Origin of the sequence: Desertimonas flava (assembly GCF_003426815.1) — a bacterium.
GTDB lineage: Bacteria > Actinomycetota > Acidimicrobiia > Acidimicrobiales > Ilumatobacteraceae > Desertimonas > Desertimonas flava.
Window position 1 is genome coordinate 106820 of sequence record NZ_QKYK01000003.1, and the last position, 25453, is coordinate 132272.

Annotated in this window: 29 protein-coding genes and 1 tRNA gene; 15 read left to right on the plus strand and 15 right to left on the minus strand. The window is 69.5% G+C overall.

Annotated features, from left to right (window positions below; all coding sequences use genetic code 11):
- Positions 1-464 precede the first annotated feature (464 nt).
- A complete protein-coding gene (locus DN771_RS05070) occupies positions 465-1214 on the plus strand; it encodes a dihydrofolate reductase family protein (protein WP_162941551.1) in 750 nt (249 codons plus the stop codon).
- Here the strand turns inward: DN771_RS05070 and DN771_RS05075 are convergent.
- The 3 genes from DN771_RS05075 to DN771_RS05085 all read right to left on the minus strand — a co-directional run bounded on the left by DN771_RS05075 (position 1195) and on the right by DN771_RS05085 (position 3716).
- The gene (locus DN771_RS05075; protein ID WP_116996264.1) at positions 1195-2694 is read right to left on the minus strand and encodes a hypothetical protein; all 1500 of its coding nucleotides are present in this window, start codon (positions 2692-2694) and stop codon (positions 1195-1197) included. The two genes, DN771_RS05070 and DN771_RS05075, sit on opposite strands and share 20 nt — an antisense overlap.
- Before the next feature lie 126 nt (positions 2695-2820).
- Complete coding sequence (gene nrdR, locus DN771_RS05080) at positions 2821-3285, minus strand: transcriptional regulator NrdR (protein WP_116996265.1); 465 nt, start codon at positions 3283-3285, stop codon at positions 2821-2823.
- 77 nt (positions 3286-3362) lie between these two features.
- Positions 3363-3716: a hypothetical protein gene (locus DN771_RS05085; RefSeq protein WP_162941552.1), complete on the minus strand. Its 354-nt coding sequence runs from the start codon at positions 3714-3716 to the stop codon at positions 3363-3365.
- Positions 3717-3948: 232 nt separating this feature from the next.
- Between DN771_RS05085 and lexA the strand changes: the two genes are divergently transcribed.
- Positions 3949-4581: a transcriptional repressor LexA gene (gene lexA, locus DN771_RS05090; RefSeq protein ID WP_227462278.1), complete on the plus strand. Its 633-nt coding sequence runs from the start codon at positions 3949-3951 to the stop codon at positions 4579-4581.
- A gap of 19 nt (positions 4582-4600) precedes the next feature.
- Here lexA and DN771_RS05095 read toward each other — a convergent pair whose 3' ends face one another.
- From DN771_RS05095 to DN771_RS05120, 6 genes are read right to left on the minus strand one after another with little or no spacing between them, the layout of a single operon-like run.
- Complete coding sequence (locus DN771_RS05095; protein WP_116996569.1) at positions 4601-5734, minus strand: aminotransferase class I/II-fold pyridoxal phosphate-dependent enzyme; 1134 nt, start codon at positions 5732-5734, stop codon at positions 4601-4603.
- Positions 5735-5736: 2 nt separating this feature from the next.
- Entirely contained in the window at positions 5737-7059 is a 1323-nt protein-coding gene (gene hflX / locus DN771_RS05100) for a GTPase HflX (protein WP_116996268.1), read from the minus strand.
- Entirely contained in the window at positions 7056-7901 is an 846-nt protein-coding gene (gene dapF / locus DN771_RS05105) for a diaminopimelate epimerase (protein ID WP_116996269.1), read from the minus strand. The genes hflX and dapF overlap by 4 nt, the downstream gene beginning before the upstream one ends.
- Positions 7898-8842, minus strand: a complete 945-nt coding sequence (miaA, locus tag DN771_RS05110) for a tRNA (adenosine(37)-N6)-dimethylallyltransferase MiaA (protein WP_227462279.1) — start codon at positions 8840-8842, stop codon at positions 7898-7900. Before miaA ends, dapF begins: the two co-directional genes overlap by 4 nt.
- A complete protein-coding gene (gene miaB / locus DN771_RS05115) occupies positions 8839-10323 on the minus strand; it encodes a tRNA (N6-isopentenyl adenosine(37)-C2)-methylthiotransferase MiaB (RefSeq protein WP_227462280.1) in 1485 nt (494 codons plus the stop codon). The genes miaA and miaB overlap by 4 nt, the downstream gene beginning before the upstream one ends.
- A gap of 55 nt (positions 10324-10378) precedes the next feature.
- Positions 10379-11212 carry a tryptophan 2,3-dioxygenase gene (locus DN771_RS05120; RefSeq protein WP_276113498.1) on the minus strand — a complete coding sequence of 278 codons (834 nt, stop codon included), beginning with the start codon at positions 11210-11212 and terminating at the stop codon, positions 10379-10381.
- A gap of 16 nt (positions 11213-11228) precedes the next feature.
- Between DN771_RS05120 and DN771_RS05125 the strand changes: the two genes are divergently transcribed.
- Positions 11229-11672: a hypothetical protein gene (locus tag DN771_RS05125; protein WP_116996271.1), complete on the plus strand. Its 444-nt coding sequence runs from the start codon at positions 11229-11231 to the stop codon at positions 11670-11672.
- A 67-nt stretch (positions 11673-11739) separates the two neighbouring features.
- Here the strand turns inward: DN771_RS05125 and recA are convergent, their stop codons facing one another.
- Both recA and DN771_RS05135 read right to left on the minus strand, forming a co-directional pair.
- Positions 11740-12849, minus strand: a complete 1110-nt coding sequence (recA, locus tag DN771_RS05130; RefSeq protein WP_116996272.1) for a recombinase RecA — start codon at positions 12847-12849, stop codon at positions 11740-11742.
- Positions 12850-13049: 200 nt separating this feature from the next.
- Positions 13050-13772 carry an ankyrin repeat domain-containing protein gene (locus DN771_RS05135; protein ID WP_116996273.1) on the minus strand — a complete coding sequence of 241 codons (723 nt, stop codon included), beginning with the start codon at positions 13770-13772 and terminating at the stop codon, positions 13050-13052.
- Positions 13773-13845: 73 nt separating this feature from the next.
- Between DN771_RS05135 and DN771_RS05140 the strand changes: the two genes are divergently transcribed.
- Positions 13846-14676: a hypothetical protein gene (locus DN771_RS05140; RefSeq protein WP_116996274.1), complete on the plus strand. Its 831-nt coding sequence runs from the start codon at positions 13846-13848 to the stop codon at positions 14674-14676.
- Positions 14677-14747: 71 nt separating this feature from the next.
- On the opposite strand, the gene DN771_RS05145 is transcribed toward DN771_RS05140, so the two are convergent.
- On the minus strand, positions 14748-16136 hold the full coding sequence (locus DN771_RS05145) for an aspartate aminotransferase family protein (RefSeq protein WP_116996275.1): 1389 nt from the start codon (positions 16134-16136) through the stop codon (positions 14748-14750).
- A gap of 156 nt (positions 16137-16292) precedes the next feature.
- On the opposite strand from DN771_RS05145, the gene DN771_RS05150 reads away from it, so the two are divergent.
- The 5 genes from DN771_RS05150 (at position 16293) to DN771_RS05170 (ending at position 20278) form a co-directional block, all read left to right on the plus strand.
- Positions 16293-16781 (plus strand): peroxynitrite isomerase, encoded by a 489-nt coding sequence (locus DN771_RS05150; protein ID WP_116996572.1) that lies wholly within the window; start codon positions 16293-16295, stop codon positions 16779-16781.
- Between the two features lie 519 nt (positions 16782-17300).
- A complete protein-coding gene (locus DN771_RS05155) occupies positions 17301-17630 on the plus strand; it encodes a TraR/DksA family transcriptional regulator (RefSeq protein ID WP_162941553.1) in 330 nt (109 codons plus the stop codon).
- A 121-nt stretch (positions 17631-17751) separates the two neighbouring features.
- Positions 17752-18513 carry a hypothetical protein gene (locus DN771_RS29985; protein ID WP_193615353.1) on the plus strand — a complete coding sequence of 254 codons (762 nt, stop codon included), beginning with the start codon at positions 17752-17754 and terminating at the stop codon, positions 18511-18513.
- A 230-nt stretch (positions 18514-18743) separates the two neighbouring features.
- Positions 18744-19931 carry a glycosyltransferase family 2 protein gene (locus DN771_RS05165; protein WP_162941554.1) on the plus strand — a complete coding sequence of 396 codons (1188 nt, stop codon included), beginning with the start codon at positions 18744-18746 and terminating at the stop codon, positions 19929-19931.
- A gap of 113 nt (positions 19932-20044) precedes the next feature.
- Positions 20045-20278, plus strand: a complete 234-nt coding sequence (locus tag DN771_RS05170; protein ID WP_116996278.1) for a hypothetical protein — start codon at positions 20045-20047, stop codon at positions 20276-20278.
- Between the two features lie 15 nt (positions 20279-20293).
- On the opposite strand, the gene sigJ is transcribed toward DN771_RS05170, so the two are convergent.
- On the minus strand, positions 20294-21208 hold the full coding sequence (gene sigJ / locus DN771_RS05175) for an RNA polymerase sigma factor SigJ (protein WP_205528433.1): 915 nt from the start codon (positions 21206-21208) through the stop codon (positions 20294-20296).
- A gap of 206 nt (positions 21209-21414) precedes the next feature.
- Here sigJ and DN771_RS05180 point away from each other — a divergent pair, with 206 nt between their 5' ends.
- Positions 21415-21726 carry an antibiotic biosynthesis monooxygenase gene (locus tag DN771_RS05180; protein ID WP_116996280.1) on the plus strand — a complete coding sequence of 104 codons (312 nt, stop codon included), beginning with the start codon at positions 21415-21417 and terminating at the stop codon, positions 21724-21726.
- Positions 21723-22067 (plus strand): DoxX family protein, encoded by a 345-nt coding sequence (locus DN771_RS05185; protein ID WP_116996281.1) that lies wholly within the window; start codon positions 21723-21725, stop codon positions 22065-22067. The genes DN771_RS05180 and DN771_RS05185 overlap by 4 nt, the downstream gene beginning before the upstream one ends.
- Before the next feature lie 178 nt (positions 22068-22245).
- On the opposite strand, the gene DN771_RS29220 is transcribed toward DN771_RS05185, so the two are convergent.
- A tRNA-Lys gene (locus DN771_RS29220) sits at positions 22246-22330 on the minus strand.
- 114 nt (positions 22331-22444) lie between these two features.
- Between DN771_RS29220 and DN771_RS05190 the strand changes: the two genes are divergently transcribed.
- On the plus strand, positions 22445-23668 hold the full coding sequence (locus tag DN771_RS05190) for a tyrosine-type recombinase/integrase (protein WP_162941555.1): 1224 nt from the start codon (positions 22445-22447) through the stop codon (positions 23666-23668).
- A gap of 207 nt (positions 23669-23875) precedes the next feature.
- The gene (locus DN771_RS05195) at positions 23876-24094 is read left to right on the plus strand and encodes a hypothetical protein (RefSeq protein WP_116996283.1); all 219 of its coding nucleotides are present in this window, start codon (positions 23876-23878) and stop codon (positions 24092-24094) included.
- Here the strand turns inward: DN771_RS05195 and DN771_RS05200 are convergent.
- Complete coding sequence (locus DN771_RS05200; protein ID WP_116996284.1) at positions 24048-24434, minus strand: helix-turn-helix domain-containing protein; 387 nt, start codon at positions 24432-24434, stop codon at positions 24048-24050. The two genes, DN771_RS05195 and DN771_RS05200, sit on opposite strands and share 47 nt — an antisense overlap.
- A gap of 126 nt (positions 24435-24560) precedes the next feature.
- Here DN771_RS05200 and DN771_RS05205 point away from each other — a divergent pair, with 126 nt between their 5' ends.
- Positions 24561-24809, plus strand: coding sequence for a helix-turn-helix domain-containing protein (locus DN771_RS05205; RefSeq protein ID WP_116996285.1), 249 nt, complete (start codon positions 24561-24563; stop codon positions 24807-24809).
- Between the two features lie 491 nt (positions 24810-25300).
- Complete coding sequence (locus DN771_RS29225; RefSeq protein ID WP_162941556.1) at positions 25301-25441, plus strand: hypothetical protein; 141 nt, start codon at positions 25301-25303, stop codon at positions 25439-25441.
- The last annotated feature ends 12 nt before the right edge of the window (positions 25442-25453 follow it).

The following is a 25453-nucleotide window of genomic DNA, read 5'->3' on the forward strand; positions in this document are numbered from 1 at the left end:
CTGCATCTCGAGGTGTTGACGTTGGTGTTGACGTTGACGGATGACGTTGCCCACCCGTCGTACGAGAAGTGCAGGAACGACACCAGTGTAGTTCCGCGCGTCGCAGACGTGATCGAAGGGGCGCCGGACTCCGACGAGCGGGCGGCACGCAGGTTCAGGAATCCCATGCCCTGCGGGCCTGGAACACCCACGTCTCCCGCCCCATCGAGGCATTCGACCAGCAATCCGCGTGCCGCACCGCTGTCGGCTCCGGTGGTTACGGTAGGCGACGCCCGCTGTGGGTAGGTAGTGGCAAAACCCTGTGAATTCAGTGTGGGTTTCCCTGTGGTCTTCGTGGGCGCCAGATGTGGGCAACCGCACCGTCCGATCCTGTTCGGGAAGTCGTCACACTCCGGACATCGTCCCCTGCCGCTTCGCCGTCGATCGTGCCGGCCGCCCACCCGCCCCACTGCCATCATGAGCAGGTGCGACAGATCTTTCCTTCCGCTTCCGGTACCGGCGAGGGCCTCGATGTCGACCTCGACGCGCTGTACGGCGCCGCCCGTCCGAGGCGTCCCGGGCGTCCGTGGGTGGCCGTCTGCATGATCACCGGCATCGACGGGTCGACTGTGGTCGACGGCGCGTCGGGCGGACTCGGCAACGACGGCGATCGGGCGGTGTTCAGCGCCCTGCGACGAGCGGCCGACGTGATCATCGTCGGCGCCGGCACGGCGACCGCCGAGGGGTACGGACCGCCGGGGCGAGCCGAACAGCGCATCGGTGTCGTCACGGCGTCGGGGCGCGTGGACACCTCCACCGAGTTGTTCCGCTCGGGCGCGGGGTTCTTGATCACGACCGAGGACGAGTCGGGATCGCACGAGGGCGTCGACGTCGTCCGTGCCGGCACGGGGTCGGTCGATCTCGACCTGGCCCTCGCCCGGCTCGAGCCGGTCGTGGGACCGGTGCGATTCGTCCAGGCCGAGGGCGGGCCCCGTCTCAACGGATCGCTCGCCGCGGCCGACGTGATCGACGAGATCAACTGGTCGATCGCCCCGTTGCTCACCGGAGGCGACGGCTCCCGCCTCACGGTCGGAGCGCCCGAGCAGATGCGACGATTCCGCCCGGTGCACGTCCTCACCGACGAGGCCGGCTACCTGTTCACCCAGTGGCGTCGCCACGACGCGACCGGGGAGGCCGACGGACGCTCGGTGGCCGTCAGCCCGGCCGCGCCCTGACCACGCCGAACGCCGCACCGACCACAACGGTCCGCCCGCCGTCGGAGTAGCGGGCGACCTCGCCGTAGGGCTCCGGCAGGCCGTCGGCGTACGGACCGACGAAGACGTGAGCCGTCACATCGGCTGCGTCCGGTCCAGCGCCCAGGCGACGGTGGGTGCCGTACTGGGTGCTGCTGTACTCGCCGGCGACGCGCACCTCGATCCCGGCACGGACGAGGGCCGCCGCCAAGGCGTCGTGGTACGGGTCCGGGAGTTGGCGCCCGAGCGTGTTCAGGTAGACCACACCGGCGCCGTCGAACTGCGACGCGACATCGACGAGCTCGCCGACGGAGGCGACGCTGCCCGCCAACACCTGCTGCGAGCTGAGCAGCTGGTTCGACGTCGGGACGGTCGCGACGAGGGCGACGGCGGCCACGAGGGCGACCGCGGCCACGGCGTCACGACGCGCCGGCACCGCACCGAGGCGCAAGGCGGCGACGAGCAGGTAGGCGGTGAGAAACGCCCCGATCACCCACAGCCACCGGACCCGGTGCGGCGAGAACCCGAACGCGTCGACCGGAAGCCCGGCGGCCGAGACGACAGCCGCGGCGAGCAGGACGACTGACAGCACACCACCGGCGATCACGGTCCAGTCGTCACGGCGCCGGGCCACGGCGACGGTGCCGCCGATGGCACCGACCACGACGGCGAGGCCGGCCACCGCCCACGGAAGCGCCACCCAGTCGCCGGCGAAGCCACCCGAGAGCGGGGAGCTCGTACGCATTCCACCACGGGTCCAGGCGGGCGGCTTGACGATCACGGAGGCCACCGCCCGCAGCGAGTCCCCGAGGCCCAGCGCGGGGCCCGGTCCGTCGTCCGTTCCCCCACGCACGGCATGGCGCCACAGGCTCGACACGTTCCCCGAGCCGAACCACTGGTCGAGCAACGGCTGGGTCCAGACGACCACGGCGATCACGGCGGCGACGACGACGGACCGTCGATCGAGGACGTGACCACGACGCGCCCGGACGATCCGCAGGATCACCGCCGTCGCCGCGGCGACGGGAACGAGCAGGAGGTGGCTCCCATGGGTCTGCACGGCGAACGACAGCGCGACGACCCCGACCGGGGCCGCCGCATCGTGGCCGGCGGCGAACGCCCAGGCGGCGACGATCCCACACAGGAACGGCAGCATCGCGGCGATGGGCTGCCACGGGTCGAAGAGCCCCTCGCTTCCCAGCGACCAGACCAGCAGGGCGACGATGCTGGCGACCACGGCGGCGCCGAGCCCGCCGAGCATGCGCCGCGCCGCCCATGCCGTGGCGCCGACGGCGGCGGCGCTGATCACCGCCGAGCCGAGGAACAGACCCGCACCGCCCGGCAGCAGCCGAACGGGGATCGCCAGCAGGTCGAGCTGGAGCGGTCCCGGATGGGCGACGATCCCACCGGTCTGCGAGGCCGATGACACGAGACCGACGAGCGGGATGTCATCGCTGAGCACGTCGAGGGCACGGTCTCAGTGACCGCGTTGTCCTCGAGCGGTACGACGCCACGGACGACGGCCCGCGCCGCGCAGAACAGGACCGTGGTGATCGTGGCGGCCGGGATCAGCCGCCACCACCCGTCGTCAGCCTCGGTCACCACCGAGCTTGCTCAACAGCTCGATCTCCCGGTGAAAGTCGGCGGCAGCGTCGAAGTTCTTGTACACGCTGGCAAAGCGCAGGTAGGCCACCTCGTCCACGTCGCAGAGCTGTTCGAGGACGCAGAGGCCGATCTGGGCGCTCGTCGTCTCCGAGCCCTTGAGGCGCACGGCGTCCTCGACGGCCTCGGCGATCTGCTCGATCTGCTCGGCGGAGATGTGCCGCCCCTTGGTGGCCGCGACCAGCCCGTTGACCACCTTGGTCCGGTCGAAGGGCTCGACGCTCCCACTGGACTTCACGACGGTGAGCGGCGCTTCGTCGACGCGCTCGAACGTCGTGAACCGATGGTCGCACGAGGGACAACGGCGGCGGCGCCGCACAGCCGCGCCTTCCGACGCGAGCCGAGAGTCGACGACCTTCGTGTCGTCCGCCTGGCACACAGGGCAATACACCGCCGTCGAGCGTACTCCCCTCCCCTGTCGACCAACCACGACCGGCCACGACCGGCCACGACCGGGTCGGGGGACGATCAGGCGGCCCGGCGGGAGTGGACGATCGACGCCGAGTCGGGCGTGAGGCAGGACACCCCCGACTCGGCGTCAGATCTCGCAGCGCGGGCCGCGTCGGCGCGGTGGCCGCGCCAGAGGGCGGCGGCGCAGCGCACCCAGACCACGACGATCGCCCCGGCGACCACCCGCTCGAACACGGCTCGGCCGGTCGTCCCTCCCGCCGCGGTGTCGAGCAGCGACGTCAGCGCCGCAGCGATGACGATGACCGCCACCGCGGCCGTGAGCCGCCGCCGGCGATAGGTCGCCGCCGACCGGCGTCGCAGCGGCCCATGATGCGCGTGCAGCCGGGTGGGAACCAGTGGGGTTGCGTGCATCTCGCTGCTCCTCTCATGCGGGGTGATCATGCGGTGACCGGGCGGGGTGATCGTGCGTGCATCTGGCGGCGTCGACCCCGGAAATGGATCGAACAGTCGTGCCGAACGAACGTACGTGAAACGGACGTTCGGCAGTCAAGCAGAACCGGCGTTCGACGTCAACCCCCGAAGGGAACACGCGTTGTCGGAACAGATGTTTGACACCGAGCACGAACGCTCGTACGATGGGGCCATGTCGACCCACAAGCTCACGCCGCGTCAGCGGCAGATCCTCGACTTCATCGAGCAGCAGATCCGTGACCGCGGCTACCCGCCCTCGGTCCGGGAGATCGGGGAGGCCGTGGGGTTGACATCGCCGTCCACGGTGCACAGCCACCTGCTCACGCTCGAGCGTGCCGGCTACCTTCGCCGTGACCCCACCCGCCCGCGGGCCATCGAGGTCCGCTGGGACCCGAACTCCGGTGCCGTCATGGAGCGTCGTCCGGTTCGCCACGTGCCCCTCGTCGGCGACGTGGCGGCGGGCACCGACGTCCTCGCCGAGCAGAACGTCGAAGACCTCTTCCCGCTTCCGGTCGACTTCACGGGTGAGGGTGAGCTGTTCATGCTCCGCGTTCGAGGCGAGTCGATGATCGACGCCGGCATCCTCGACGGCGACTTCGTGGTCGCCGAGCAACAGAACACAGCGCGCAACGGCGACATCGTCGTGGCCGGCATCCCCGGCGGCGAGGCGACCATCAAGCACTTCAGCCAGCTCGGCAACACGGTGACGCTCACCCCGTCGAACCCGTCGATGGAGCCGATGCTGTTCAGCTGCGACGACGTGGCCATCTACGGCCGGGTCGTCACCGTCCTGCGGCGTCTCTAGAGGTCTGTCGTCGCGGCGGTCAGCCGCGACGGCTGAGGCGTCTGGCGAGCAGACCGATCCGCTCGTCGGGCTGCACCACGGCGACGCGGACCGACGAGATGCTGTCGGGCCCGTAGAACTCGCCGGGGCTCACCACGGCGCCGCCCTCTGCGGCGAGGCGTTCGGCGAAGGCCCACGCACCGCCGACCGCAGCGGTGTCGAACCAGAGGTAGAAGCCACCGGCCGGCAGGCCGATGTCGATGCCGGCCCACGTGCCGAGCACGTCGGCGAGTCGTTCCAGTCGGCCGCGATACCGCTGCCGCTGGGCCTCCACGTGGTCGTCGTCGTCGAGGGCGACGACCGCCGCGGCCTGCGTCGGCCCGGGCACCATCATCCCGACGTGTTTGCGCACCTCGCGGAGGTAGCCGACGAGCTCGGGATCGCCGGCGTAGAACCCGACGCGCGCGCCGGCGAGGTTCGAGCGCTTCGACAACGAGTGCACGGCCACCACACCGGCGACGCCGTGCTCGAGGATGGTCCGGCCGGGGCCGTCCCAGGTGAACTCGACGTAGCACTCGTCGGAGAACACCGGCACACCGTGACGTCGACCCCAGGCGGCGACGTGACCGAGATCGTCGCACGCACCCGTCGGGTTGCCCGGCGAGTTGACCCACAGGGCGAGCGCCCGGTCGATGTCCGACTGGTCGATGGCGGCCAGGTCGAGGCGCCCGTCGGCCGTCAGCGGCACGGGCACCGGCCGGCACCCGGCGAGGATCGCCCCCATCTCGTAGGTCGGGTAGGCGACAGCCGGGTAGAGCACGACGTCCCGCCACGGCGTGCGGAGCTTGAGCCACTGCGGCAGCGTGCCGACGAACTCCTTGGTGCCGACGCACACCGCGGTGTGGATCGCCGGGTCGAGGTCGACGGCGAACCGTCGAGAGATCCACGACACGATCGACTCGCGGAGCGCAGCCGTGCCGATGCTCGGCGGATAGCCGCGCTCGCTGCCGGACGTCGACAGCGCGGCGACGACGGCCGGTGGTGCCGGGTCGATCGGCGTGCCGATCGACAGGTCGACGGCACCGCCCTCGAGGGCTGCGGCGATCTTGAGCAGCTCGTCGAGCCGGTCGTACGGGTACGGAGGCGGGACGAAGCCCTGTCGCTCGTCGGACACGGTCACTCGTCGCCACTCCCCTGGGCTCGGGCCACGTCGAAGTCCTTCAGTCGCCCGGCCGAGGGTCCCGACAACCGCGCCCGCACGCGCAGGCCGGCCGCCTCGTCGGTGGTCGACACCACCTCTCCTTCGCGATGGATCGCGGCGAGCACGTCGCCGCGGTCGTAGGGCACGAGCAGCTCCACTACGGCGGTCAGCGACCGCAATCGGTCCGGGAGCACCCGTAACAGGTCGTCGAGTCCGTCGCCGGTGACGGCGCTGACCGCCACGGAGCCGGGGTGGTCGGCGACGAGCTGTTTGGCCTCGAGTGGGGCCAGGTCGGCCTTGTTGAAGACGAGCAGCTCGGGCACCCGATCGGCGTTGATCTCGGTGAGCACCTCGCGCACGGCGTCGATCTGGCCCTGGGGATCGGCGACGCTGGCGTCGACCACATGGATGAGGTAGTCGGCGTCGGTGGCCACCTCGAGCGTGCTCTTGAAGGCCTCGACGAGGCCGTGCGGCAGCCGGCGGACGAAGCCCACCGTGTCGGTGAGCAGGACCGGCTCGCCGCCAGGGAGCGACAGACGGCGGGTGGTCGGGTCGAGGGTGGCGAACAGCCGGTTCTCGGAGAGCACACCGGCGTCGGTGAGGGCGTTGAGCAGGCTCGACTTGCCGGCGTTGGTGTAGCCGACAATGGTGACCGTGGCCAACCCGCTGCGGTCGCGCTGCTTGCGCTGCAGGTCGCGGGTGCGGGCCAGTTCCTTCAACTCGCTCTCGAGCTTGGCGATGCGCCGCATGATCCGCCGTCGGTCCACCTCGAGCTTGGTCTCGCCGCCACCGAAGCGGCTGGCCAGACCGCCGCGCTGCTGCGACATGCGGGCGGTCGCACCGCGCCGCAGGCGCGGGAGGCGGTAACGGAGGAGGGCCAGTTCGACTTGGGCCTTGCCTTCGAGCGTGTAGGCGTTCTGGCCGAAGATGTCGAGGATGACGGCGGTGCGATCGATCGCCGTGCGTCCGAGCAGCTTCTCCAGGTTGTACTGCTGCGCCGGTGCCAGCTCGTTGTCGAACACCACGGTGTCGGCGTCGACGGCGAGGCACAGCTCCTTGAGCTCGTCCACCTTGCCCTTGCCGATGAACCAGGTGTGATCGGGGAAGTCTCGGCGCTGGACGATGCGACCGACCTCGTCCGCTCCGGCCGTGTCGATCAGTGCCGCCAGCTCGTCGAGGCTGGCATCGGTGTCGGCATCGTCGCTCCCGGGGAACGTCACGCCGACCAGCACGATGCGTTCCCGGATCGACCGGTCGATGAGGCTGGAGCCGAGCGCTTCGCCGTAGGGGTTGCTCATGGGTTGGGTGGTACCGCTTCCGGAACAGGGATCTCGACGGTGCCGACGTAGGTCGTCGTCCCCTGCAACGTCACGCTGGGGCCGTCGATGCCCACCGTTGCAGTTCCACCGTCCATGTGCACCATCAATTTCCCGTCGACTGGAGTGGCCAGACCCCAGAGATCGGCGGCGACGGCAGCCGCACAGGCACCCGTGCCGCAGGCCTCGGTGATGCCGGCGCCGCGCTCGTGCACTCGCATCGTGACGGCATGGGGTTCGGGGCCGGACTCGATGATCTCGAGGTTGACATGGGGGACCTTGGTGCCGAGGGCCACGAGATCGACGGCGCCGACGTCCTCGACCGGCACGACGCTGTGCGGATTGCCGAGGCTGAGGTGGGCCACGGGCCGATCAGGCGATGCTCCAAGCAGGTACCAGCCGTCGGGCTCGGGCAGGTTGGTGACGACGCCCATGTCGACCGTGGCGAGCAGCTCGTCGGGATGATCGGTCACCTCGAGCGTGACCGTTCTCGCCCCCGCATCCGTCTCGATCACCTGGTCGGCCAGCGAGCCGGTCCGGCGGGCGATCGCGTGGGCGAAGCAGCGGATGCCGTTGCCGCTCATCTCGGCCCGGCTGCCGTCGGCGTTGTAGAGCACCATCGTGGTGCGGCCGCCGACACGGCGCCCGATGAGGAGACCGTCGGCGCCGATGCCACGGCGCCGGGCGCACGCTCGGCGGGCCAGGTCGGCCAGCTCCTCGGACCGGATCGTCGCCCAGCCGTCGTCGACGTCGTCGAAGCCGTCGAGGGCGACCAGGAAGTCGTTGCCCAGCCCCTGGTGCTTGACGAGGCGCAGCACGCTCATGACGACAGCTCGGCGATCACGGACGAGCGGACGGGTTCGAGAGGGTCAGTGGCGCTGGCATCGATGTCGATCCAGCGTATGCGAGGGTCGCGGCGGAACCACCGCTCCTGGCGGACCGCGAACTGCCGGGTCCGGCGGATCACGGCCTCGACCGCCTCCTCGAGGGACACGTCGCCGACCAGGTGCTCGACGAGCTCCTTGTAGCCGAGCGCCTGCGCAGCGGTCCGCGACATGCCGGCGTCATGGACGCGGCGCACCTCGTCGAGCAAGCCGGCCCGCATCATGGCGTGCACACGGCGCTCGACGCGCTCGGCCAGTGCCTCGCGTGGCCAGCGGATCCCGATCTGCACGACGGGCGTCGCCGGGAAGGCGGCGACGCCGGGCCCGTAGGAACTGAACGGGCGCCCCGACCCGACGGTGACTTCGAGGGCGCGCACGATGCGACGCCGGTTCGACGGATCGATCCGTGCGACGGCGGCGGGATCGAGACGCTCCAGCCGGTCGAAGAGCACGGACGTGTCGGGTTCGGCGTCGAGCTCGGCCTTGACGTCGGGGTACGAGCCGGGGAGCTCGAGGCGGTCGAGCACCGCCGTCAGGTAGAGGCCGGTGCCGGCGACCACGATGGCACGTGCCCCGCGCGACGCGATCCCGTCGAGGGCCCCGTCATACGCGGCACGGAACTCGGTGACGGTCATGTCATCGGTGGGCTCGACGAGATCGATCCCGTGGTGGCGCACGGCGCGCTGATCGGACTCGGTGGGCTTGGCCGTGCCGATGTCCATCCCGCGGTACACCTGCATGGCGTCGACAGCGACGATCTCGGTGCCGGCGACAGCGCCGGCAGCAGCCATGGCGACGTCGGACTTCCCCGACGCCGTCGGGCCCAGGACGACGACCGCGGGCAGGGCGGGCGGCGGCGTCGCCGGCCTCGCGCCGCTCACAGGGCGGCGACAGGGATGCGAACGCGATGCCGGGCGTCGGCGGTCTGCTCGACGAAACGCCCCACGAGATGGTGTGGGGCACCCCGTGTGATCTCGACGGTGGCATAGGCGCCGGCCCGCAGGCCGCCGGCCGGGGCGTCGAAGTGGACGAGGCGGAACTGACGGGTGCGCCCGGCGAGCACACCAGGGTTCTTCTTGCTCGGCCCCTCCACGAGGACCTCTTCGACCCGTCCGACACGCGCCTCGTTGGCGGCGAGTGCGCTTCGCTCGATGACGACACGCAGCCGGTGGAACCGCTCTCCGGCCACTGCGGGGTCGACGAAGCGATCGGTCATCGTGGCCGCCTCGGTACCCGGACGCGGGGAGAAGATGAACGTGAACGCGTCGTCGAAGCGGGCCTCGGCGGCGACCTGCATCGTCGCCTCGAAGTCGGCGTCGGTCTCGCCCGGGAAGCCGACGATGATGTCGGTGGACACGGCGAGGTCGGGAACGGTACGACGGGCCTCGGCCAGGCGCTGCAGGTAGCGCTCGGCGGTGTAGCCCCGGTGCATCGCGGCGAGGATGGCGTCGGAGCCCGACTGCAACGGGTAGTGGAGCTGCTCGCAGACCGCCGGGCTGGCGGCCATCGCCTCGAACGTCTCAGGACGCATGTCCTTCGGGTGCGGCGATGTGAACCGGACGCGGCGAATCCCGTCGACGGCGCCGACCGCGGTGAGCAGGTCGGCGAACAGCGGCCGTACCCGGGCCGTGTCGTCGCCGGCCTGGCGGGCGGCCAGCTGCAGGTCACGGCCGTAGCTGTTGACGTTCTGGCCAAGGAGCGTCACCTCGGTGACGCCGTCGGCGGCGAGCTGGGCGACCTCGTCGACGATGTCGGCGAACGGGCGGCTGATCTCCTCGCCGCGAACCGACGGCACGATGCAGAACGCGCAGCTGTTGTCGCACCCGATCTGGATCGTCACCCAGGCGTTGTACGACGTCTCGCGCTTGGCCGGCAGGGCGGAGGGGAACAATGTGTGGTCGTCGACGACGGCGGCCTCGAGGATCTCGGTGATCGGGCCGTGCTCGCGGGCGTGGCGCACGAGGTCGGCCGTGCGATGCACGTTGTGGGTGCCGAGCACCACGTCGACGTAGCCGGCCTTGGCCTGTACGAGGTCACGGTCCTTCTGGGCGAGGCAGCCGGACACGACGATCTGGCGGCCGTCGCGCTGGCCCTTCCACGTCTTGAGGTGCCCGAGGTTGCCGTACAGCTTGTTGTCGGCGTTCTCCCGGATGCAACACGTGTTGAGCACGACCACGTCGGCGTCGTCCTCCGACGCCGCCGGGAGCATCCCGTCGGCCTCGAGGAGACCGGCGATGCGCTCGGAGTCGTGCTCGTTCATCTGACAGCCGTACGTGCGCACGACGAACCGGCGCGGCGCGTCATCGCCCGGGGCGAGCGGTGCGCGGTCGGCGGCGGTCGGCGAGCTGGACGGCGAGGTCACGGACTCACAGGCTACGGCGGTGGCCCCGCGCCAGCGCGCCGCGGGCACCCGGGCGTCAGAGCCGGGACCGCACGGCCCAGAGGTCGGGGAACAGCGGCGAGAACAGCGTCGAGCGCAGATACGCCGCGCCGGAGCTGCCGCCCGTGCCGGCCTTGTCGCCGATGGTGCGCTCCACCATCTTCACGTGCCGGTAGCGCCACTCCTGCACCCCTTCGTCGAGGTCGACGAGGCGTTCGCACACCGCCGCGGCCTCGCCGTCGTCGCGGTAGACCTCGAGCAGGCATTCCTGCAGCTGCGGATCGGGGGCGAGCGGGGCGCGGACGTCGCGCAGCATGGCGTGATCCGGGACGTCGTAGCCGCACATCTGCAGGTACGTGACGAACGAGTCGTAGAGGTTGCGACGCTGCTGCGCGGCGGCGATGCGCTCCCCGGCGAGCCCGGGCTGGTGGTGCTCGGTGCGCGAGCCGAGCACTGCCTCGAACTCGCGGAACTGCGCCGACTGGAAGCCGCTCGAGGCGTCGAGGCGGCCGCGGAAGCCGGCGAACTGGCGCGGCGTCATCGTCTCGAGGACATCGACTTGCGCAACGGCCACCTTGAGGATCGTGAGCACCCGTTTGAGGGTGTGCAGGGCCTGCGCCGACCGGCCGGCTTCGAGGACCGTCTGGGCCCGCTCGAGCTCGTGGAGCATCTGCTTGAACCACAGCTCGTACACCTGGTGGATGACGATGAACAGCAGCTCGTCGTGTTCGTCGGAGCGTGGTCGCTGGGCCGAGAGGACCTCGTCGAGGGCGAGATACGACGAGTAGGTGAGCGCGGCGTCCGACATGCGGTGATGGTAGGCACCGCGTGACGAGCGCCATGCCCCGGCATTTCCCGCGCTGCGAGACACTCGGTAGCGTCGGGGCGTGCTCGCAATCTGGGACTTCTCCACCGGCTATCAGCTGCTCGGTTTCCTCCACATCCTCGCCGCCATCGTCGCGTTCGGCCCGATTCTCGTCTACCCGTCGCTGCGTGGCACCGAGCGGATCGCCAAGCTCCACCTGCGGATGACGCTCCCGGCGCTCACGCTGGTCTGGGTGCTCGGCATGGGCATGGTGGGCATGGGCAAGCTGCCCGGTTCCGGCGACGTGAAGGCCTGGGAGATGTCGGACACCTGGATCGTCCTCGCCCTCTTGTGCTGGGTGATCGCCATGGCGGCCAGCTGGTTCCTCATCCGCCCGGCGCTCACCGACCAGAGCGAGGCAGCCACGAAGAAGTTCGGCGCCGGCATCGGCATCACCCACGTGATCCTCGTCGTGACGCTCTTCTTGATGATCTTCAAGCCCGGCGCCAGCTTCGGCGGTCTCTGATCCCGTTCTTGTACTGATTCCTCCTCACGGGTGAGGAGGAATCAGTACAAGAAGTCGACGGTGGTGCCTACCGGAGGTCGATCGGCTCGTCGTCGGCTTCGGTGAAGGTGTCGTCCATCTCCTCGGCGGTGGGCTCGAAGTCGGGCTCGTCCCCCGGCAGCAGGCCGGCGGCCTTCAACACCTTGTCGCTGATCTCGACCATGATCTCGGGCGTGTTGGCCAGGAACGTCTTGGCGTTCTCCCGACCCTGACCGAGCTGCTCGCCGTCGTAGGTGAACCAGGCACCCGACTTCTTGACGATGCCGAGGTCGACCGACATGTCGAGCAGCGACCCCTCACGGCTGATGCCCTTGCCGTACATGATGTCGAACTCGGCCTGGCGGAACGGCGGGCTGACCTTGTTCTTGACGACCTTGACGCGGGTGCGGTTGCCCACCACCTCGGCGCCGTCCTTCAGGGACTCGATGCGGCGGATGTCGAGGCGCACCGACGAGTAGAACTTCAACGCCCGGCCACCGGGCGTTGTCTCAGGTGACCCAAACATCACACCGATCTTCTCGCGGAGCTGGTTGATGAAGATCATGATGGTCTTCGACTTGTTGAGATTGGCCGTGAGCTTGCGCAACGCCTGGCTCATCAGGCGGGCCTGCAGACCGACGTGGCTGTCGCCCATCTCGCCCTCGATCTCGGCCTTCGGCGTGAGGGCGGCCACGGAGTCGATGACGATGACGTCGAGGGCGCCGGAGCGCACGAGCATGTCGGCGATCTCGAGGGCCTGCTCACCGGTGTCGGGCTGGGAGATGAGCAGCTGGTCGACGTCGACGCCGATGGCCTTGGCGTACACCGGGTCCATCGCGTGCTCAGCGTCGATGTAGGCGCAGACGCCACCGTTGCGCTGGGCCTCGGACACCACGTGCATGGCGAGCGTCGACTTGCCCGACGACTCCGGGCCGTAGATCTCGGTGATGCGCCCACGGGGCAGGCCGCCGATGCCGAGGGCGAGGTCGAGCGAGAGGGCGCCGGTGGGCACCGACTCGATGGCCATCGTTGTCTTCTCACCCATGCGCATGATGGCGCCCTTGCCGAACTGCTTCTCGACCTGGGCGAGGGCGATGTCGAGCGCCTTGGCGCGCTCGGCGCCCTGGTTCTTCCCGGACGGGTTGGGTGCTGGGCTCATGTCGTACGCTGCCTTTCGCCACGCTCTCGTGGCCGTCGTCTGTCCTGCGATGTCGGGTCGATGGTCACCCTAGAGAGGGGGTGTCACAGAGTTCCGGAGGGCGCAGGCGGCCGAGCCGCTGCGCGGGTTCGAACGAATGCCACGAGTGTAGTTACGAACAGTCGTTCGCCGCAAGCATCCGCGGGGAATTCGTGCCGGCGTCAGTCCGTGATCGGATCAGCCGCGAGCCACGCCACGACGTCGGAGGCCCCACTCCGCCGGGCGGCGTCGTGCGGGGTCGTGCCGTCCCACGGCGCCACCCAGTCCACCGCTCCCCCGGCGGTCACCAGCTGCCGGGCGATGTCGGTCTGCCCACCGTGGCACGCGGCCCACAACACGCTGCCGAGATCGTCGGGCGTCGGCGCCGGATCGGCGGCGAGGAAGGCGTCGACCGGCCCAGCCAGACCCAGCGCCGCCGCCTGCCACGGGGTCACCGATGCCCCGCGCTCGACGAGCCGCCGCGCCGCTCGCCACTGGCCGAACGCCACGGCGTCCATCAACGCCGTCGATCCGTCGATCACCGAGCCCGGGGCCTCGATGTCGGCACCGGCATCGAGCAACGCATCGACGGCGGCGACGTCGTCGGTGCTCGCCGCCCAATGCAGTGGGCGCTCGGCATGGGGCCCGACGAACGCCGCATCGACATCCGCGCCGGCGTCGACCAGGACGCCGATCGTGTCGGCGACGCCCGGAAAGTTGCCCGGCCAGTCGGTGGCGATGTGGAGCAGCGTGCGTATCTGGCCACCCGGGCCCCGGGTACCGACTCCGGCGGTTGCCAGGTCGCCGTCGTCGTTCAGCAGCTCGCGGAGTCGCTCGACGTCGCCGCGACGGATCGCCTCGGTGGCCGCCACGGCGGTCGCATCGTCGGGATGGAGCACTCTCACTGTGGCGGACTCTAGAGCGTGCACGCCGAGCGTCCTGTCGCCACGGCCGCGGCGGATTTGGCAGACTCGCCTGATGCGCCGCGGACTCGCCGGGTTGTTGTTCGTCGTCGCGGCCGTACTGCTGGCGGTGGCGGCGGGTGGATGGTGGATGCAGCGCGTCGCGTTCGACACCGAGTTCAGCCGCAAGACGGTGACTGCGGTCTTCGATCACGACCAGCTCCGCGACCAGGTCGCCGGCGCCATCGGCGCGGCGACCGCCGACCGACTGGGGCGGTCCCCGGAGCAGATGACCACCGAGATCGTCAGCTCGTTCCCCGGCCTCGTCGGCGACACCCAGACGCGCGGGGTGCTCGGCGATGTCATCGTCCAGGCCCACGCCGTCGCCATCGGCGAGCGGAGCGACCCGGTCACCATCACCGGCCCGCAGATGGTACCGATCGTGCGCAACCAGGTCGTGGCCGACGTCCCCACGATCACGCTCCCCGTCGAGGAGGTGTCGTGGCTGTCGCTCGTGCGGACCGTCCTCACGTTCCTCGTGCCGATCTCGGCCATCTTGGGCCTCGTCGGCGTCATCCTCGGCATCTTCGCCCACCCGACACGTGCCGACGCCGCGTTCGGCCTCGGGGTGTTCTTCGTCGGCGCCGCCGTCGCCGCCTTCCTCCTCGGCTACGTGGTGCCGGCGTATGCGGTGCCGGCGCTCACCGACGACGGCTGGGCCGATGTCGTCCCGACCGTCGCCGAGAGCCAGCGGGGGGCGATCGGCGCCATCGCCGTCGCCTCGGCCCTGGTCGGTTGCGCGCTCGTGTTCGGCTCCGCCGGCTTCCGCCGCCGCAAGAGCAAGGGGTGGTCGGCTCCGGTCCGCCAGACGCGCTACAGCACCGAACAGCGCCAGTGGTCCCGTTGATCGGCGGCCCCGTCGGCGATCTGTGAGCCGTCAGCGCGGGTTTCCGCGCCGACAGCTCAGAGATCTCGGCGTCAGGCGGTGAGCTCGTCGGCGAACTCGGCGAACACGTCGGCGTAGCGCATCGCCGCCGCCTCGTCGTGCATCACCGAGACCAGCCACTGCTCGTCGAGCCCCGGCGGCAGGAGGATGCCGCGGTTGATGCCGTGGATCCACTGGGCGAACGCCAGCTCGCCGGTGGTCGACAGCTTCCAGTCGCGGTAGTTGCGCACGCGGGTGCGACTCCACGTGACGCAGCCCTTGGCCCCGAACAGCACGGTGTGCGCCGGCAGGTCGTGGTCGGCGATGATCGACGCGCAGGCGTCGGTGAGACGGCGGTTGCGGGCGATCGCCTCATCGGTGGCCTCGGCACTGCACGCCTCCGACAACGTCGCGTGGGCGGCGGCCATCACGAGCGGGTTGCCGTTGTAGGTGCCCAGGTGGAGCACCTTGCCCTGCGTGATGAGGTCCATGTACTCCTGCTTGCCGCCGAAGGCGCCGAGCGGGAACCCGCCACCGATCGACTTGGCGAGCGTGACGAGGTCGGGGACGACGCCGTAGTGGCCGGTGGCGCCGCCGAACCCGGCGGTGATTCCGGTCTTCACCTCGTCGAAGATGAGCAGCGTGCCGTGGCGCGACGTGATGTCGCGCACCGCCTCGAGGTAGCCGTCGTCGGGCAGGCAGATGCCGATGTTCTCCATGACGGGCTCGACGATGAACGCCGCCACGTCGCCGCCGGCGAGGGCCCGCTCGAGGGCCTCAGGGTCGTTGTACGGGATGACGATCGTGTCGGCGAGCACGCCCGCGGTGATGCCCGCCGTGGCCGGCACCGGCGTCGGCGAGTCGGGGGGGCCGGCCTCGTCGAGCGACGGCTTCATCGAGATGAGCAGCTCGTCGTGGTGGCCGTGGTAGCCGCCCTCGACCTTGACGATCTTGTCGCGGCCCGTGGCACCGCGGGCGACGCGGACGGCGTCCATCGTGGCCTCCGTCCCGGAGTTGGTGAACCGCCACATCGGCAGCCCGTAGCGCTCGGCGAGCAGCTCGGCGACGACGGCGTTGGACTCGGCCGGCGTGACGAACAGCGTGCCGTCGTCGAGCTGGGCCTCGACGGCCCGGCGGACGGCCGGGTGCATGTGGCCGGCGAACAGCGCGCCGAAGCCCATGTCGTAGTCGATGTACTCGTTGCCGTCGACGTCGACCATGCGCGGGCCTGACGCGTGGCGGACCACGATGGGATGTGGGTCGTACGCCTGGAAGCTCGACGGCACGCCGAGCGGCAGCACCTTGCGGGCTCGCTCGGTGGCCGCCTGCGAGCCCTTGGTGCGCTCGGCGTAGACGGCGAGCTCGCGCTCGCGGATTGCGGTGGCCCGTTCGACGAGCCGGGGATCGACGGCCACGGCCGACGAAGCGTCGGTGGTGGTCATGGATATCACTTCCCTGTAGGTGTTTGCCCGGCGCCGGCGCCGCCACTCGACGACGTAGCCCGATTCCCGGGGTCGATTCAGGCTATCTCGCCGGCCCGAGCGCAGCCGCGAGCACGCGGTCCGAGCGACAGCCGCACGCGCCGTACGCTCGTGTCGATGGCTCCGCCGCTCCACCCCGATCTGGTCCCCCTGGCCCCGCTGCTCGGCACGTGGGCCGGCGAGGGCGAGGGCAGCTACCCGACGATCGACACGTTCGGCTATCTCGAGACCGTGACGTTCGGTCACGTCGGCAAACCGTTCCTCGCCTACGGCCAGCGCACCAAGGCGGCCGACGACGGCCGACCGCTCCATGCCGAGCAGGGGTACCTGCGGATGCCCGCTCCCGGCGCCGTCGAGTTCGTGTTCGTCCATCCCACCGGCATCACCGAGATCGACGAGGGTTCCGCCGAGATCGCCGGCGACAGCACGATCACCCTCACGCTCACGTCGTCGACGATCGGCCGGACCACGACCGCCAAGCGCGTCGACGCCGTGGAGCGCACGTTCACCATCACCGGCGACATCCTCACGTACACGCTGCGCATGGCCGCCGTCGGCGAGCCGATGACGCACCATCTGGCGGCCACGCTGCACCGTCAACCCTGATGCGACCACCGGCATGACGGGTCGCTGATTCGCATCGTCGAGTCGACGGCGGGCGTGTCGGCGTCAGCGCTGCGAGGCGAACCACGGACGGAGCGGTTGACAGTTGTGAATTACGGGCTATGGTCGTCTGTTCACATTTCTGTAAGAACGACCAGTCTGAACGTCTCATGATTCCACGACAGCACCGCCGAACGAACGAGCGCACCAGGTCCTCCTGGCTCGGCTCGCGCCGGACGTCCTGGTGGGCCGTGCTCACGGGAGCGCCTCCCCTTCCTCGTTGATTCCGCTGCCGGACCAGGTCCGGGGGTGAGCATCGAGGGAGGTGAATTCATTGGCGAAGTCCGCCCGGTCGAAGAAGACCGCAAAGACGCTGCTCGAGAAGCGCCGCGTCAAGCAGGAAAAGCGCGCTGCCGCCTCGGCAGCACGACGGCGGAAGGACGCTGTCCGTTCCGCGCTCTGACCCGACGCGCCCACGGGGCCCGCCGTCCGGCGGGCCCCACCATGACCACGAGGGACATCATGAACCGCACACGACGGGGAGCGACGACGACTCCCCGACCGACACTCCTCAGCGAAGCCGACCGCGACGAGATCCGAGCCAAGCTACGCGCCGACGCCACGCTCTACGCGAAGCGCCTCGCCGAACTCGAGAGCGACGACATCAACCAACAGGACCACTCGACGGTGCGCTCACTCCGAGCGACGCTCACCGAGGTCCAAGAGGCGCTGATCCGGACCGATTCGGCGAGATACGGCTACTGCACGCAGTGTGGTCGGTGGATCGCCGTGGCCCGACTGTTGGCCCTGCCGCACACCCGGCACTGCATCGAGTGCGCCGCGACCAGCTGAACCCCGACCCGTGGCTTGCCGCGGTCCGGTCCGCCCACGGTCGCCGCCGACCCGCTGCGCTCAGGGGTGCTACCGTCGGCTGCGGAATCTGGTTGATGGGTGCCAGATCGGTGGGAGGGAAGTGGACTGTCAGCTGCCGGCGACCGGCCTCAACGGCCTCGCCACACTGGTCATCGCAATCGGACTGGTCGTCGCCGGCGCGGCGATCGCGCTCACCGCCCGGCGACATCTCGATCGCACGGCCGCGGTCGTGCTCGCCGCCCTCGCCGTCTCGATCGGAGTCATCCCGTTCGCTGACGCCGCCGCCTCGACGGGCTGCCCGCCCGGGGCCACGGTTCCACCGACGACAGCCGGTCCCGCCGGTGGCTCCAGCGTGCCGGCGCCGACGACGGCCGAACCACCGCGCAGCACCGGGCCGGCCACGACGTCCGCAGCGACGACCGTCCCTCCCACCTCCGTGCCGACCACAACCATCGGCGCCACGACGTCGACCAGCACCACGTCCACCACCAGCTCCACGTCCACCAGCACCACGTCGACCAGCACCACGTCGACCAGCACCACGTCGACCAGCACGTCGACGACGATCGCACCCCGACCGCCGATCGCCCGGCCCGACGAGGTCACGGTCGCCCTGGGCGGCCAACAGGATGTGTACTACTTCGCCAACGACGATCTGTTCGGTCTCGCGGTCGCGTTCGGCACGAGGTGGGAGATCGGCAGCTGCAGCGGGAGGGTGCTCGCCGAGCCCAACGTGGTCCAGGACGGGTTCGCGACGTTGCACGGGCAGGTGCTCGGCGACTGCGTCATGAACTACACGGTGGCCACGTCGGCGGGTTCGGCGTCGAGCACCATCACGATCCACGTCGTTCCCCTGCCCTAGCCGCCCTGCGTGGGTTCGTCGCGCAACTGCGTGACGCATGTCACATATGCGCTGGTGGCAGTAATTTGCGAGCGCGCGCTATGTTCCTTCACGCCCTGCGGCGACTTCGAGCGGAACTGACAGCGGACGTCAGTGCGGAGTCACGGAGGACGACCCGGCGGGAAGGGAACTCTCCGCCGATTCCGGGCGGCTTTCTGCCGTTCCGGTCAACCTGACGAATGGCGGACACCATGGCGGACCTTCTGGAGTCGCGCGCGCCCCAACGGGCCTCGCGACCTCTTCACCTCGACGACGAACCGGACACGCAGCCGGACGCGCAGCGGCTCGACGAGCCGATCGACCAATCGGTCGACGAGACGGCACCGACTCCTCGGTTCGCGTTCGTCATCGCCACGCTCAATGGCGCCCGCACCGTCGGGCCGACGGTGACGACATGCGCCCGCCAGGCCGACACGTACGTCGTGTCGGACGGCTCCACCGACGACACGGTCGGCGTCGCCTTGGCGGCGGGCGCCACGCAAGCTGTGCAGCTCGACGAGAACGTGGGTAAGCCAGCGGCCATTCACACGGTGGTCGACCGACTCGACCTGCTCGAGCGCTACGACCTCATCTGCATCGTCGACGACGACACGATCGTCGACGACGACTTCGTCGCCGTGACGGCCGCGCAGTTCGCCCCTGACGTTGCGGTCGTCTGCGCCAAGACCCGCTCGGACTGGGCCCACGCGCAGCGCTGGAACCCCGTCGTTGCCGGACGCGCCTTCGCCTACTGGAAGTACCAGGCCTTCGTGCGACGTGGCCAGTCGGCCCTCGGGGTCATGAACTGCATCTCCGGCTCGAACTCCGTGTACCGCACCGGGTTCCTGCGCGAAGTGCTGCGGCCCGACACGCCGTATGTGGTCGACGACACCTACTGGGTGCTCGAGGCGCACCGGCGTCGACTCGGCCGGGTCGTCTACTGCCCCCACACCTCGGCGCGCATCCAGGAGCCGACGACGGTTCGTTCCTGGTACAAGCAGAACCTGCGGTGGCTGTGGGGGACGTTCCAGGGCGTGATCGGCCACAGGGTCGGGCGGCGGTGGTCGCGGTTCGACCTCGCGTACCTCGGCATGATGCTCGACTGGCTCATCTACGTGCTCTTCTCCCCCGTGGTCCTCACTGCCATCATCGTGCTCAACCGCCACGATGCCGATCGTCTCAAGCACATCGCGCTCGTGTACGCCGCCGGGTACGCCCTCTGGTCCACATTCGGGGCCATCGCGCTCCGCAAGTGGCGCCTCGTCCTGCTGTGGCCGGCACTGATCGCGCTCGACTGGATCAGCCGGGTCAACTTCGCCCACGCGGCGATCAAGGCGATTCGCCGGCCCACGGCCGAGTGCCGCTGGGAATCCCCGGCCCGCTACGCCACGGCAGCCTGACCGGCTCCCACCACCGCTGGCCGGCCTGACCGCGCCCGGCCGCGCCCCGACGCGCCCACGCGCGCCCTCTTCGCTCGTCCGCAACCAACTCGTTCACACGAAAGGAGCCAATCATGGCTACCCCACTCACCTCCGACGTCGCTGCCGCATCCGGTGCATCATCGAGCGCCGCCAGCGGATTCGTCGGTGGCGGCATCGGCGAGACCGCGCTGGCGGCCACGGGCTTCGGCCCGGGCACGATCGTCATCGCCCTCATCGGCGGCGTGCTCACACTCGTCGGCGCGATCACGCATCGCCTCGGCCGGCGGCCAGCGGGCTACTGCCCGCCGGCGCCTTCCGCAAACTGAGCGGAGGACCGAGCCTCAGCGGGCTCGGGTGGCGTTCCAGGCGGCGAGCTTGGTCGGATTGCGCACGATCCACAGGTGAGTGATCCGGCCGTTGGCTGCAGCGATGGAGATGACTGCAAGCGTCCGATGCCCGTCGGAGGCCTCGATCCCGCTCGTGCCATTGACCGTTGCCGGGCGGACGATAGGGCCGGGCTGGCGGCGCGGCACGTCGACCAAGAGACGGGCGACGTCCACCGCGCCGTGGATGGCTTCGATCGGCGCGCTGACGAGTCCTCCCCCGTCGGTCACAGCGACGACGTCAGGGTCGAGCAGCGCGGCGAGCCCGTCCAGGTCTGCCTTGTCCCATGCCTCCTTGAGGGCCGCGACGATCGCTGCATCAACGCTGGTCTCGGTCCGCGCCACGGCCGACCCGGCGATCCGGCGACGGGCGGCGGTGGCGAGTTGCCGGCAGGCGGCGGGTGACCGTCCGACGATCGCGGCGATCTCGACGAACGTGTGGCGAAACACGTCGTGGAGGACGAACGCCACCCGTTCAGCTGGCGTGAGTGTTTCGAGCACGACGAGCAGCGCGGTGGAGACGGACTCGTCGAGCGTGACCCGATCAGCCGGATCGGCCGGATCCGCCCCGGTTCCAGCGCCGTGGTCGCTGCGCCATCGTGGCCTGGCGGGGACCGGTTCTGGGAGCCACTCGCCGAGGTAGTGCTCTCGGCGCCGCGGCGCGGAGCGGAGCACGTCGAGACAGATCCTGCTCGTGACCTGCACCAGCCAGGCGGTCACCGATTCGACGGATGCTCGTTGGTCGGGTGTGAGTCGATACCAGCGCACGTACGCGTCCTGCACGGCGTCTTCGGCGTCGGCGAGGGAGCCGAGCATCCGATACGCGACGTTGATCAGGACGCGACGGTCTTCGTCAGGTTCCGTGGGAGTCATCGGGCAATCACAGTTGTCGGACATCGAGCAGGACGGAGAGCCACACGGCGCGGCACTCCAGCGTTGGCGAGTATGACGACGCAGCATCTCGATGTGTGAGGTCGGCAGCATCGGCCTCACACATCGGGCGTCTGTTTCGTCGGGATTGATCGCCAGGGCACCGACGCCCTGGCGACTGCTCATGTTGCTCGTTCCTTGGAGGACTCATGCCCGACTCGCCCGTCACGTTCGTCAACGTCTTCGACGTCGAGCCCGCCGATCAGTCCGCACTCGTCGACCTGCTCACCGAAGCAATCGATGAGGTGATCCGCCAGCGGCCCGGTTTCGTCGGAGCGCGCGTGCTGGCCTCCGACGACGGCCGCACCGTCATCAACGAGGCCACCTGGACCGATGCCGCCGCGGTCGCCGCCACCCAAGCCGACCCTGCCGCGGCTGGATATGCCGCACGCACCGCGGCGCTGGCGACGCCACGGCCGGGCCTGTACCGGGTGCACAGCACGGCGCCGCGTCAGCGATGATCAGAACCCTCGTCACCGTCGCCGCGATCGTCGCCAACGCCGCCATCGCATTCGCCGATTTCGCGGCCGCGCCCTTCGTGCTCGCCAACTCCAGCGACGTCGGTGTCCCACGCCGGTGGCTTCCGTCCCTCGGCGCGCTCAAGCTCGCTGGCGCCGCCGGACTCCTCGTCGGAATGACGGGCGCCGACCCGATCGGGCTCGCCGCCTCGGTCGGGCTGACCGCCTTCTTCACCGGCGCCCTGGTCGCCCACGTCCGCGCTGCGGTGTTCCACAACATCGCGTTCCCGGCGGCGTACCTCGCCCTCGCCGCCGCCACCCTCGTAGTCAACGTGACCTCGTAGCCAGCCGGCGGGGCCCCTGGCGATTCAGGAGCACGCCGCCCGCCACCATTCGGCACTGCTCGTGCTACGGAGCGGACCCGACGGTGCTGTTGCCTTCACAGGTGCTCATCTCCTTGGTCAGCTCTCACCGAAAACGACGGCGGGGCGGTCCGTAGACCGCCCCTGACCTGGTGCTTTGTGGTGCGCCCCCTGGGAGTCGAACCCAGAACCAACGGATTAAGAGTCTCGATTTGGGGTCACTTTTGACCCTGCCCAGGTCACGCATACTCACGCATAATCCCACGTCGCTCCGAGCATACGGGTTGACTACCTGCGGTGTCGCTTCTACGGTGCGTAGTGACAGCGTAGTGACACGGTAGTGACAGACGGAGGGGTTGGTGAGCGACGAGGACAGGCGCCGTCGGGTGCGTTCGAACGGCGAGGGCGCGGTCCGCGAGGACAAGCGGAACAAGCGGTGGGTCGGGTCGATCACGCTCGGTTGGGAACCGACCGCTGAGATTGACGATGCCGGCGACGAGGTGATGAAGCAACGCCGCAAATGGGTGAGCGGGAAGACCAAGCGCGAGGTGCTCGACAAGCTCGACGAGCTTCGCCGCGACATCAGCCGCGGCGCCGACCTCAGCCGGGCCGACATGACCGTCGCGGCCTACCTGAACGACTGGCTCGAGCGCGTGCTGCCCGGATCGGTGGCCGACGCGACCGAGGCGCAGTACCGGGACGTCGTGCACCGGCTGCTGATCCCGCGGATCGGTGAGTGCAAGCTGTCGAAGCTATCGGCCCGCGACGTGTCGGGCATGTTGCTCGACATGGCCAAGCCGACCGAGACACGGCCCAGCGGATATTCGGCGAACAGCCGGCGCCTCGCCCGGTCGATTCTGCGGCGCGCGTTGAGGCTCGCCCAGGCCGAAGGGCTCGTCACGCAGAATGTCGCCGCGCTCGCCAACCCTGTGAAGGCCGACCAGATCGACGGCCGAGCGATGACACCCGATCAGGCCAAGCGCTTCTTGGCGTCGATCCGTGGACACGCCGACGAGGCCGCGTTCGTGCTCATGTTGACGTGCGGGCTCCGGGTGTCGGAACTGCTCGGCCTCGCCTGGGACTGCATCGAGCTCGACGGCGACGCCCCTCGACTGATGGTGCGCCGAGGGTTGAAGCGCATCAAGGGCAAGGGGTTGGTGCTGTCCGACGTGAAGACGAAGAAGTCGAAGCGGGTAGTGCACCTGATTCCCACCGCGGTGACGGCGCTACGCGCACACAAGGCTCGTCTCGCCGCCGCGAAGCTCGCACGGGGGTCGTCGTGGCCCGACCTGTGCTACGGGATCGACTTGGTGTTCCGCTCCCCCGTCGGCACGCCGATGGATCCGAAGAGGTACTCCGTTTCGCTGTCGGACGCGACGAAGGCCGCCGGGCTCGATCATTGGAATCCACACGCGCTCCGCCATTCGGCGGCGTCGCTTCTGATCGACCAGGGCCTCCCGCTCGAGATCGTGTCGGAGATGCTGGGGCACTCGTCGATCACGATCACGAAGGACGTGTACGGCCACCTCTACGACAGGGCCCGCAGTCAGGCCGCGGCGGCCATGCAAAGGGCGCTCGGCTGAAAAACTGACGCGGTCTCTGTGACAATCCCGCGCGAATTTTCGAGCAGAACTCCATTGGTTGTGCGCGCAGCTAACGTCCCCGCTGACTAAGTGGGCCGCGTAGTCGTGGTGGACTCGGGTGTGGTAATCCCTGGCGTAGTTGGGGTGGCGGGTACTCCGTCCTCGAGGCCGGGCGAGCGACCGGCTGGAGGAGCAGGGAGTTAGACCATGAAGACGAGGGTGGTGGAAACGCCCGTAGTCGCGTTCGGTGAAGCGGGCGACACTGCGACGCAACTCAGCCACCGACTCGACGGCCTGGACGATCAGATCCAGGGCCTGCGGCTCGACCTACTCGGCTTTCTGGAAGATCTCTCGGCAAGCCGAGCTCGCCTCGGGGTGGTCAACCCCGTCGCCGACGCCCTGTTGGCGCTGGCTTGGACTCGGTGAGCGGCGGCATCGTCGCCGTAGACGTGATGACACTGCGCAGCTCACCGATCAACGATCGCAAGTCGGCGATGTCGCGGGCCATCTCATCGACCCGTCGGTTCAGCCCGTCGAGCGACGTCGGTTCCGGCGCGTCCTTGTGGACCAGCGACCAGACCTCTTCGATCTCGAGGCCCAGGTAGTCGGCGATGACGGCGAACCTGTCGTCGTCGGGCCGGTTGTGGCCGGTCTCCCAGCGGGCGTAGCTCGCTTGGTGGATGCCGAAGCGTTCCGCTGTGTCGATCTGTCGTTCCTTGCGGCGCAGGCGTTCACGGCGCAGGCGCTCTCCGAGTTCGGTCGTCATTCCAGGTCTCCGTTCTGGTCGTGCTGCGGCGGAAGCGCTGGTTTCGGTTGGGCGATGTGCGGAAATGTGGCCCGATGGGTCAGATGAGTCCTGACTGTGGTGCGAGCATAGCTATGCTTGGCGAGTATGACGACTGCCGCCGAGACCACTTCCTGGCCCGCCGAGGCTGACAATCCCGACGATCTCATCACGTTGGCGGAAGCTGCTCGGGTGATCGGGATCCACGAGAACACTGCGTTGAAGCTGGCCCACTCGGGCGATTTACCTGGGCTGCTGAACCCGCCGCGGCTCGGCAAGAAGTGGTGCATCTCGCGCCGTTTGATCCTTCTGTGGAAGACCACGCCGCTCACTGTAGACACCCGTGACCATGCGTGACGCGCATTTGGCTCATGTAGTCACGCTGAGTCACAGGGTTACCGGGTGAAACGTTCGCCGCTGCAACGGAAGGTCGCGCTGCCGCGCAGTAGCCGTCCGCTGACCCGCTCGGCGCCGATGCGTCGAACCGCCCCCCGCACACGTGACGCTCGACCTCGCCGCCGGTCCCGTCCGACCGTCGACGAGCTGGCATTCAGGGCCGCTGTCATCCGCCGCTCCGGCGGCGTGTGGGAGAACGGCCAGGTCGTCCACGCGGGACGCTGTGAGATCCGCACGCCCAAGTGTCAGGGGCGGTCGTGGATCGCCCACCACCGCAAGCTTCGCTCGAGGCAGGGACTGCACGATCCTTGCAACGGCCTCGCGACCTGCCATATGTGTCATGAGTATGTTCATGCGCACACCGCCGAGGCGACCGAGCACGGCGCCATCGTGCCGTCATGGGCTGACCCAGCCGAGACCGATGTCACCCCGTGGCGAGACGATCTCCGCTCATGAACCCCACCAACCCACGCCCCGAACCGCCCCGTGGAGTCAAGGCCGCCTCAACGGCCTTCGCCATCGTGGGCGTCGTGTGCGTCTCAGCGACGGTGCTCGCCATCACCGCTCGACTCGTCCTCTGGCTGCTCCGGTAGCCGCTCCGCCAA

Coding starts and splice junctions, on each gene's coding strand:
- lexA (WP_227462278.1), top strand. CDS start 3,949: ATGTCGACCCACAAGCTCACGCCGCGTCAGCGGCAGATCCTCGACTTC.
- hflX (WP_116996268.1), bottom strand. CDS start 7,059: ATGAGCAACCCCTACGGCGAAGCGCTCGGCTCCAGCCTCATCGACCGG.
- sigJ (WP_205528433.1), bottom strand. CDS start 21,208: ATGACTCCCACGGAACCTGACGAAGACCGTCGCGTCCTGATCAACGTC.
- recA (WP_116996272.1), bottom strand. CDS start 12,849: ATGAGCCCAGCACCCAACCCGTCCGGGAAGAACCAGGGCGCCGAGCGC.
- DN771_RS05145 (WP_116996275.1), bottom strand. CDS start 16,136: ATGACCACCACCGACGCTTCGTCGGCCGTGGCCGTCGATCCCCGGCTC.
- DN771_RS05085 (WP_162941552.1), bottom strand. CDS start 3,716: ATGCACGCAACCCCACTGGTTCCCACCCGGCTGCACGCGCATCATGGG.
- DN771_RS05180 (WP_116996280.1), top strand. CDS start 21,415: ATGCCCGACTCGCCCGTCACGTTCGTCAACGTCTTCGACGTCGAGCCC.
- dapF (WP_116996269.1), bottom strand. CDS start 7,901: ATGAGCGTGCTGCGCCTCGTCAAGCACCAGGGGCTGGGCAACGACTTC.
- DN771_RS05155 (WP_162941553.1), top strand. CDS start 17,301: ATGAACCGCACACGACGGGGAGCGACGACGACTCCCCGACCGACACTC.
- DN771_RS05200 (WP_116996284.1), bottom strand. CDS start 24,434: ATGACGACCGAACTCGGAGAGCGCCTGCGCCGTGAACGCCTGCGCCGC.
- DN771_RS05195 (WP_116996283.1), top strand. CDS start 23,876: ATGAAGACGAGGGTGGTGGAAACGCCCGTAGTCGCGTTCGGTGAAGCG.
- DN771_RS05170 (WP_116996278.1), top strand. CDS start 20,045: ATGGCTACCCCACTCACCTCCGACGTCGCTGCCGCATCCGGTGCATCA.
- DN771_RS29225 (WP_162941556.1), top strand. CDS start 25,301: ATGAACCCCACCAACCCACGCCCCGAACCGCCCCGTGGAGTCAAGGCC.
- DN771_RS05205 (WP_116996285.1), top strand. CDS start 24,561: ATGACGACTGCCGCCGAGACCACTTCCTGGCCCGCCGAGGCTGACAAT.
- DN771_RS05165 (WP_162941554.1), top strand. CDS start 18,744: ATGGCGGACCTTCTGGAGTCGCGCGCGCCCCAACGGGCCTCGCGACCT.
- DN771_RS05150 (WP_116996572.1), top strand. CDS start 16,293: ATGGCTCCGCCGCTCCACCCCGATCTGGTCCCCCTGGCCCCGCTGCTC.
- DN771_RS05185 (WP_116996281.1), top strand. CDS start 21,723: ATGATCAGAACCCTCGTCACCGTCGCCGCGATCGTCGCCAACGCCGCC.
- DN771_RS05140 (WP_116996274.1), top strand. CDS start 13,846: ATGCGCCGCGGACTCGCCGGGTTGTTGTTCGTCGTCGCGGCCGTACTG.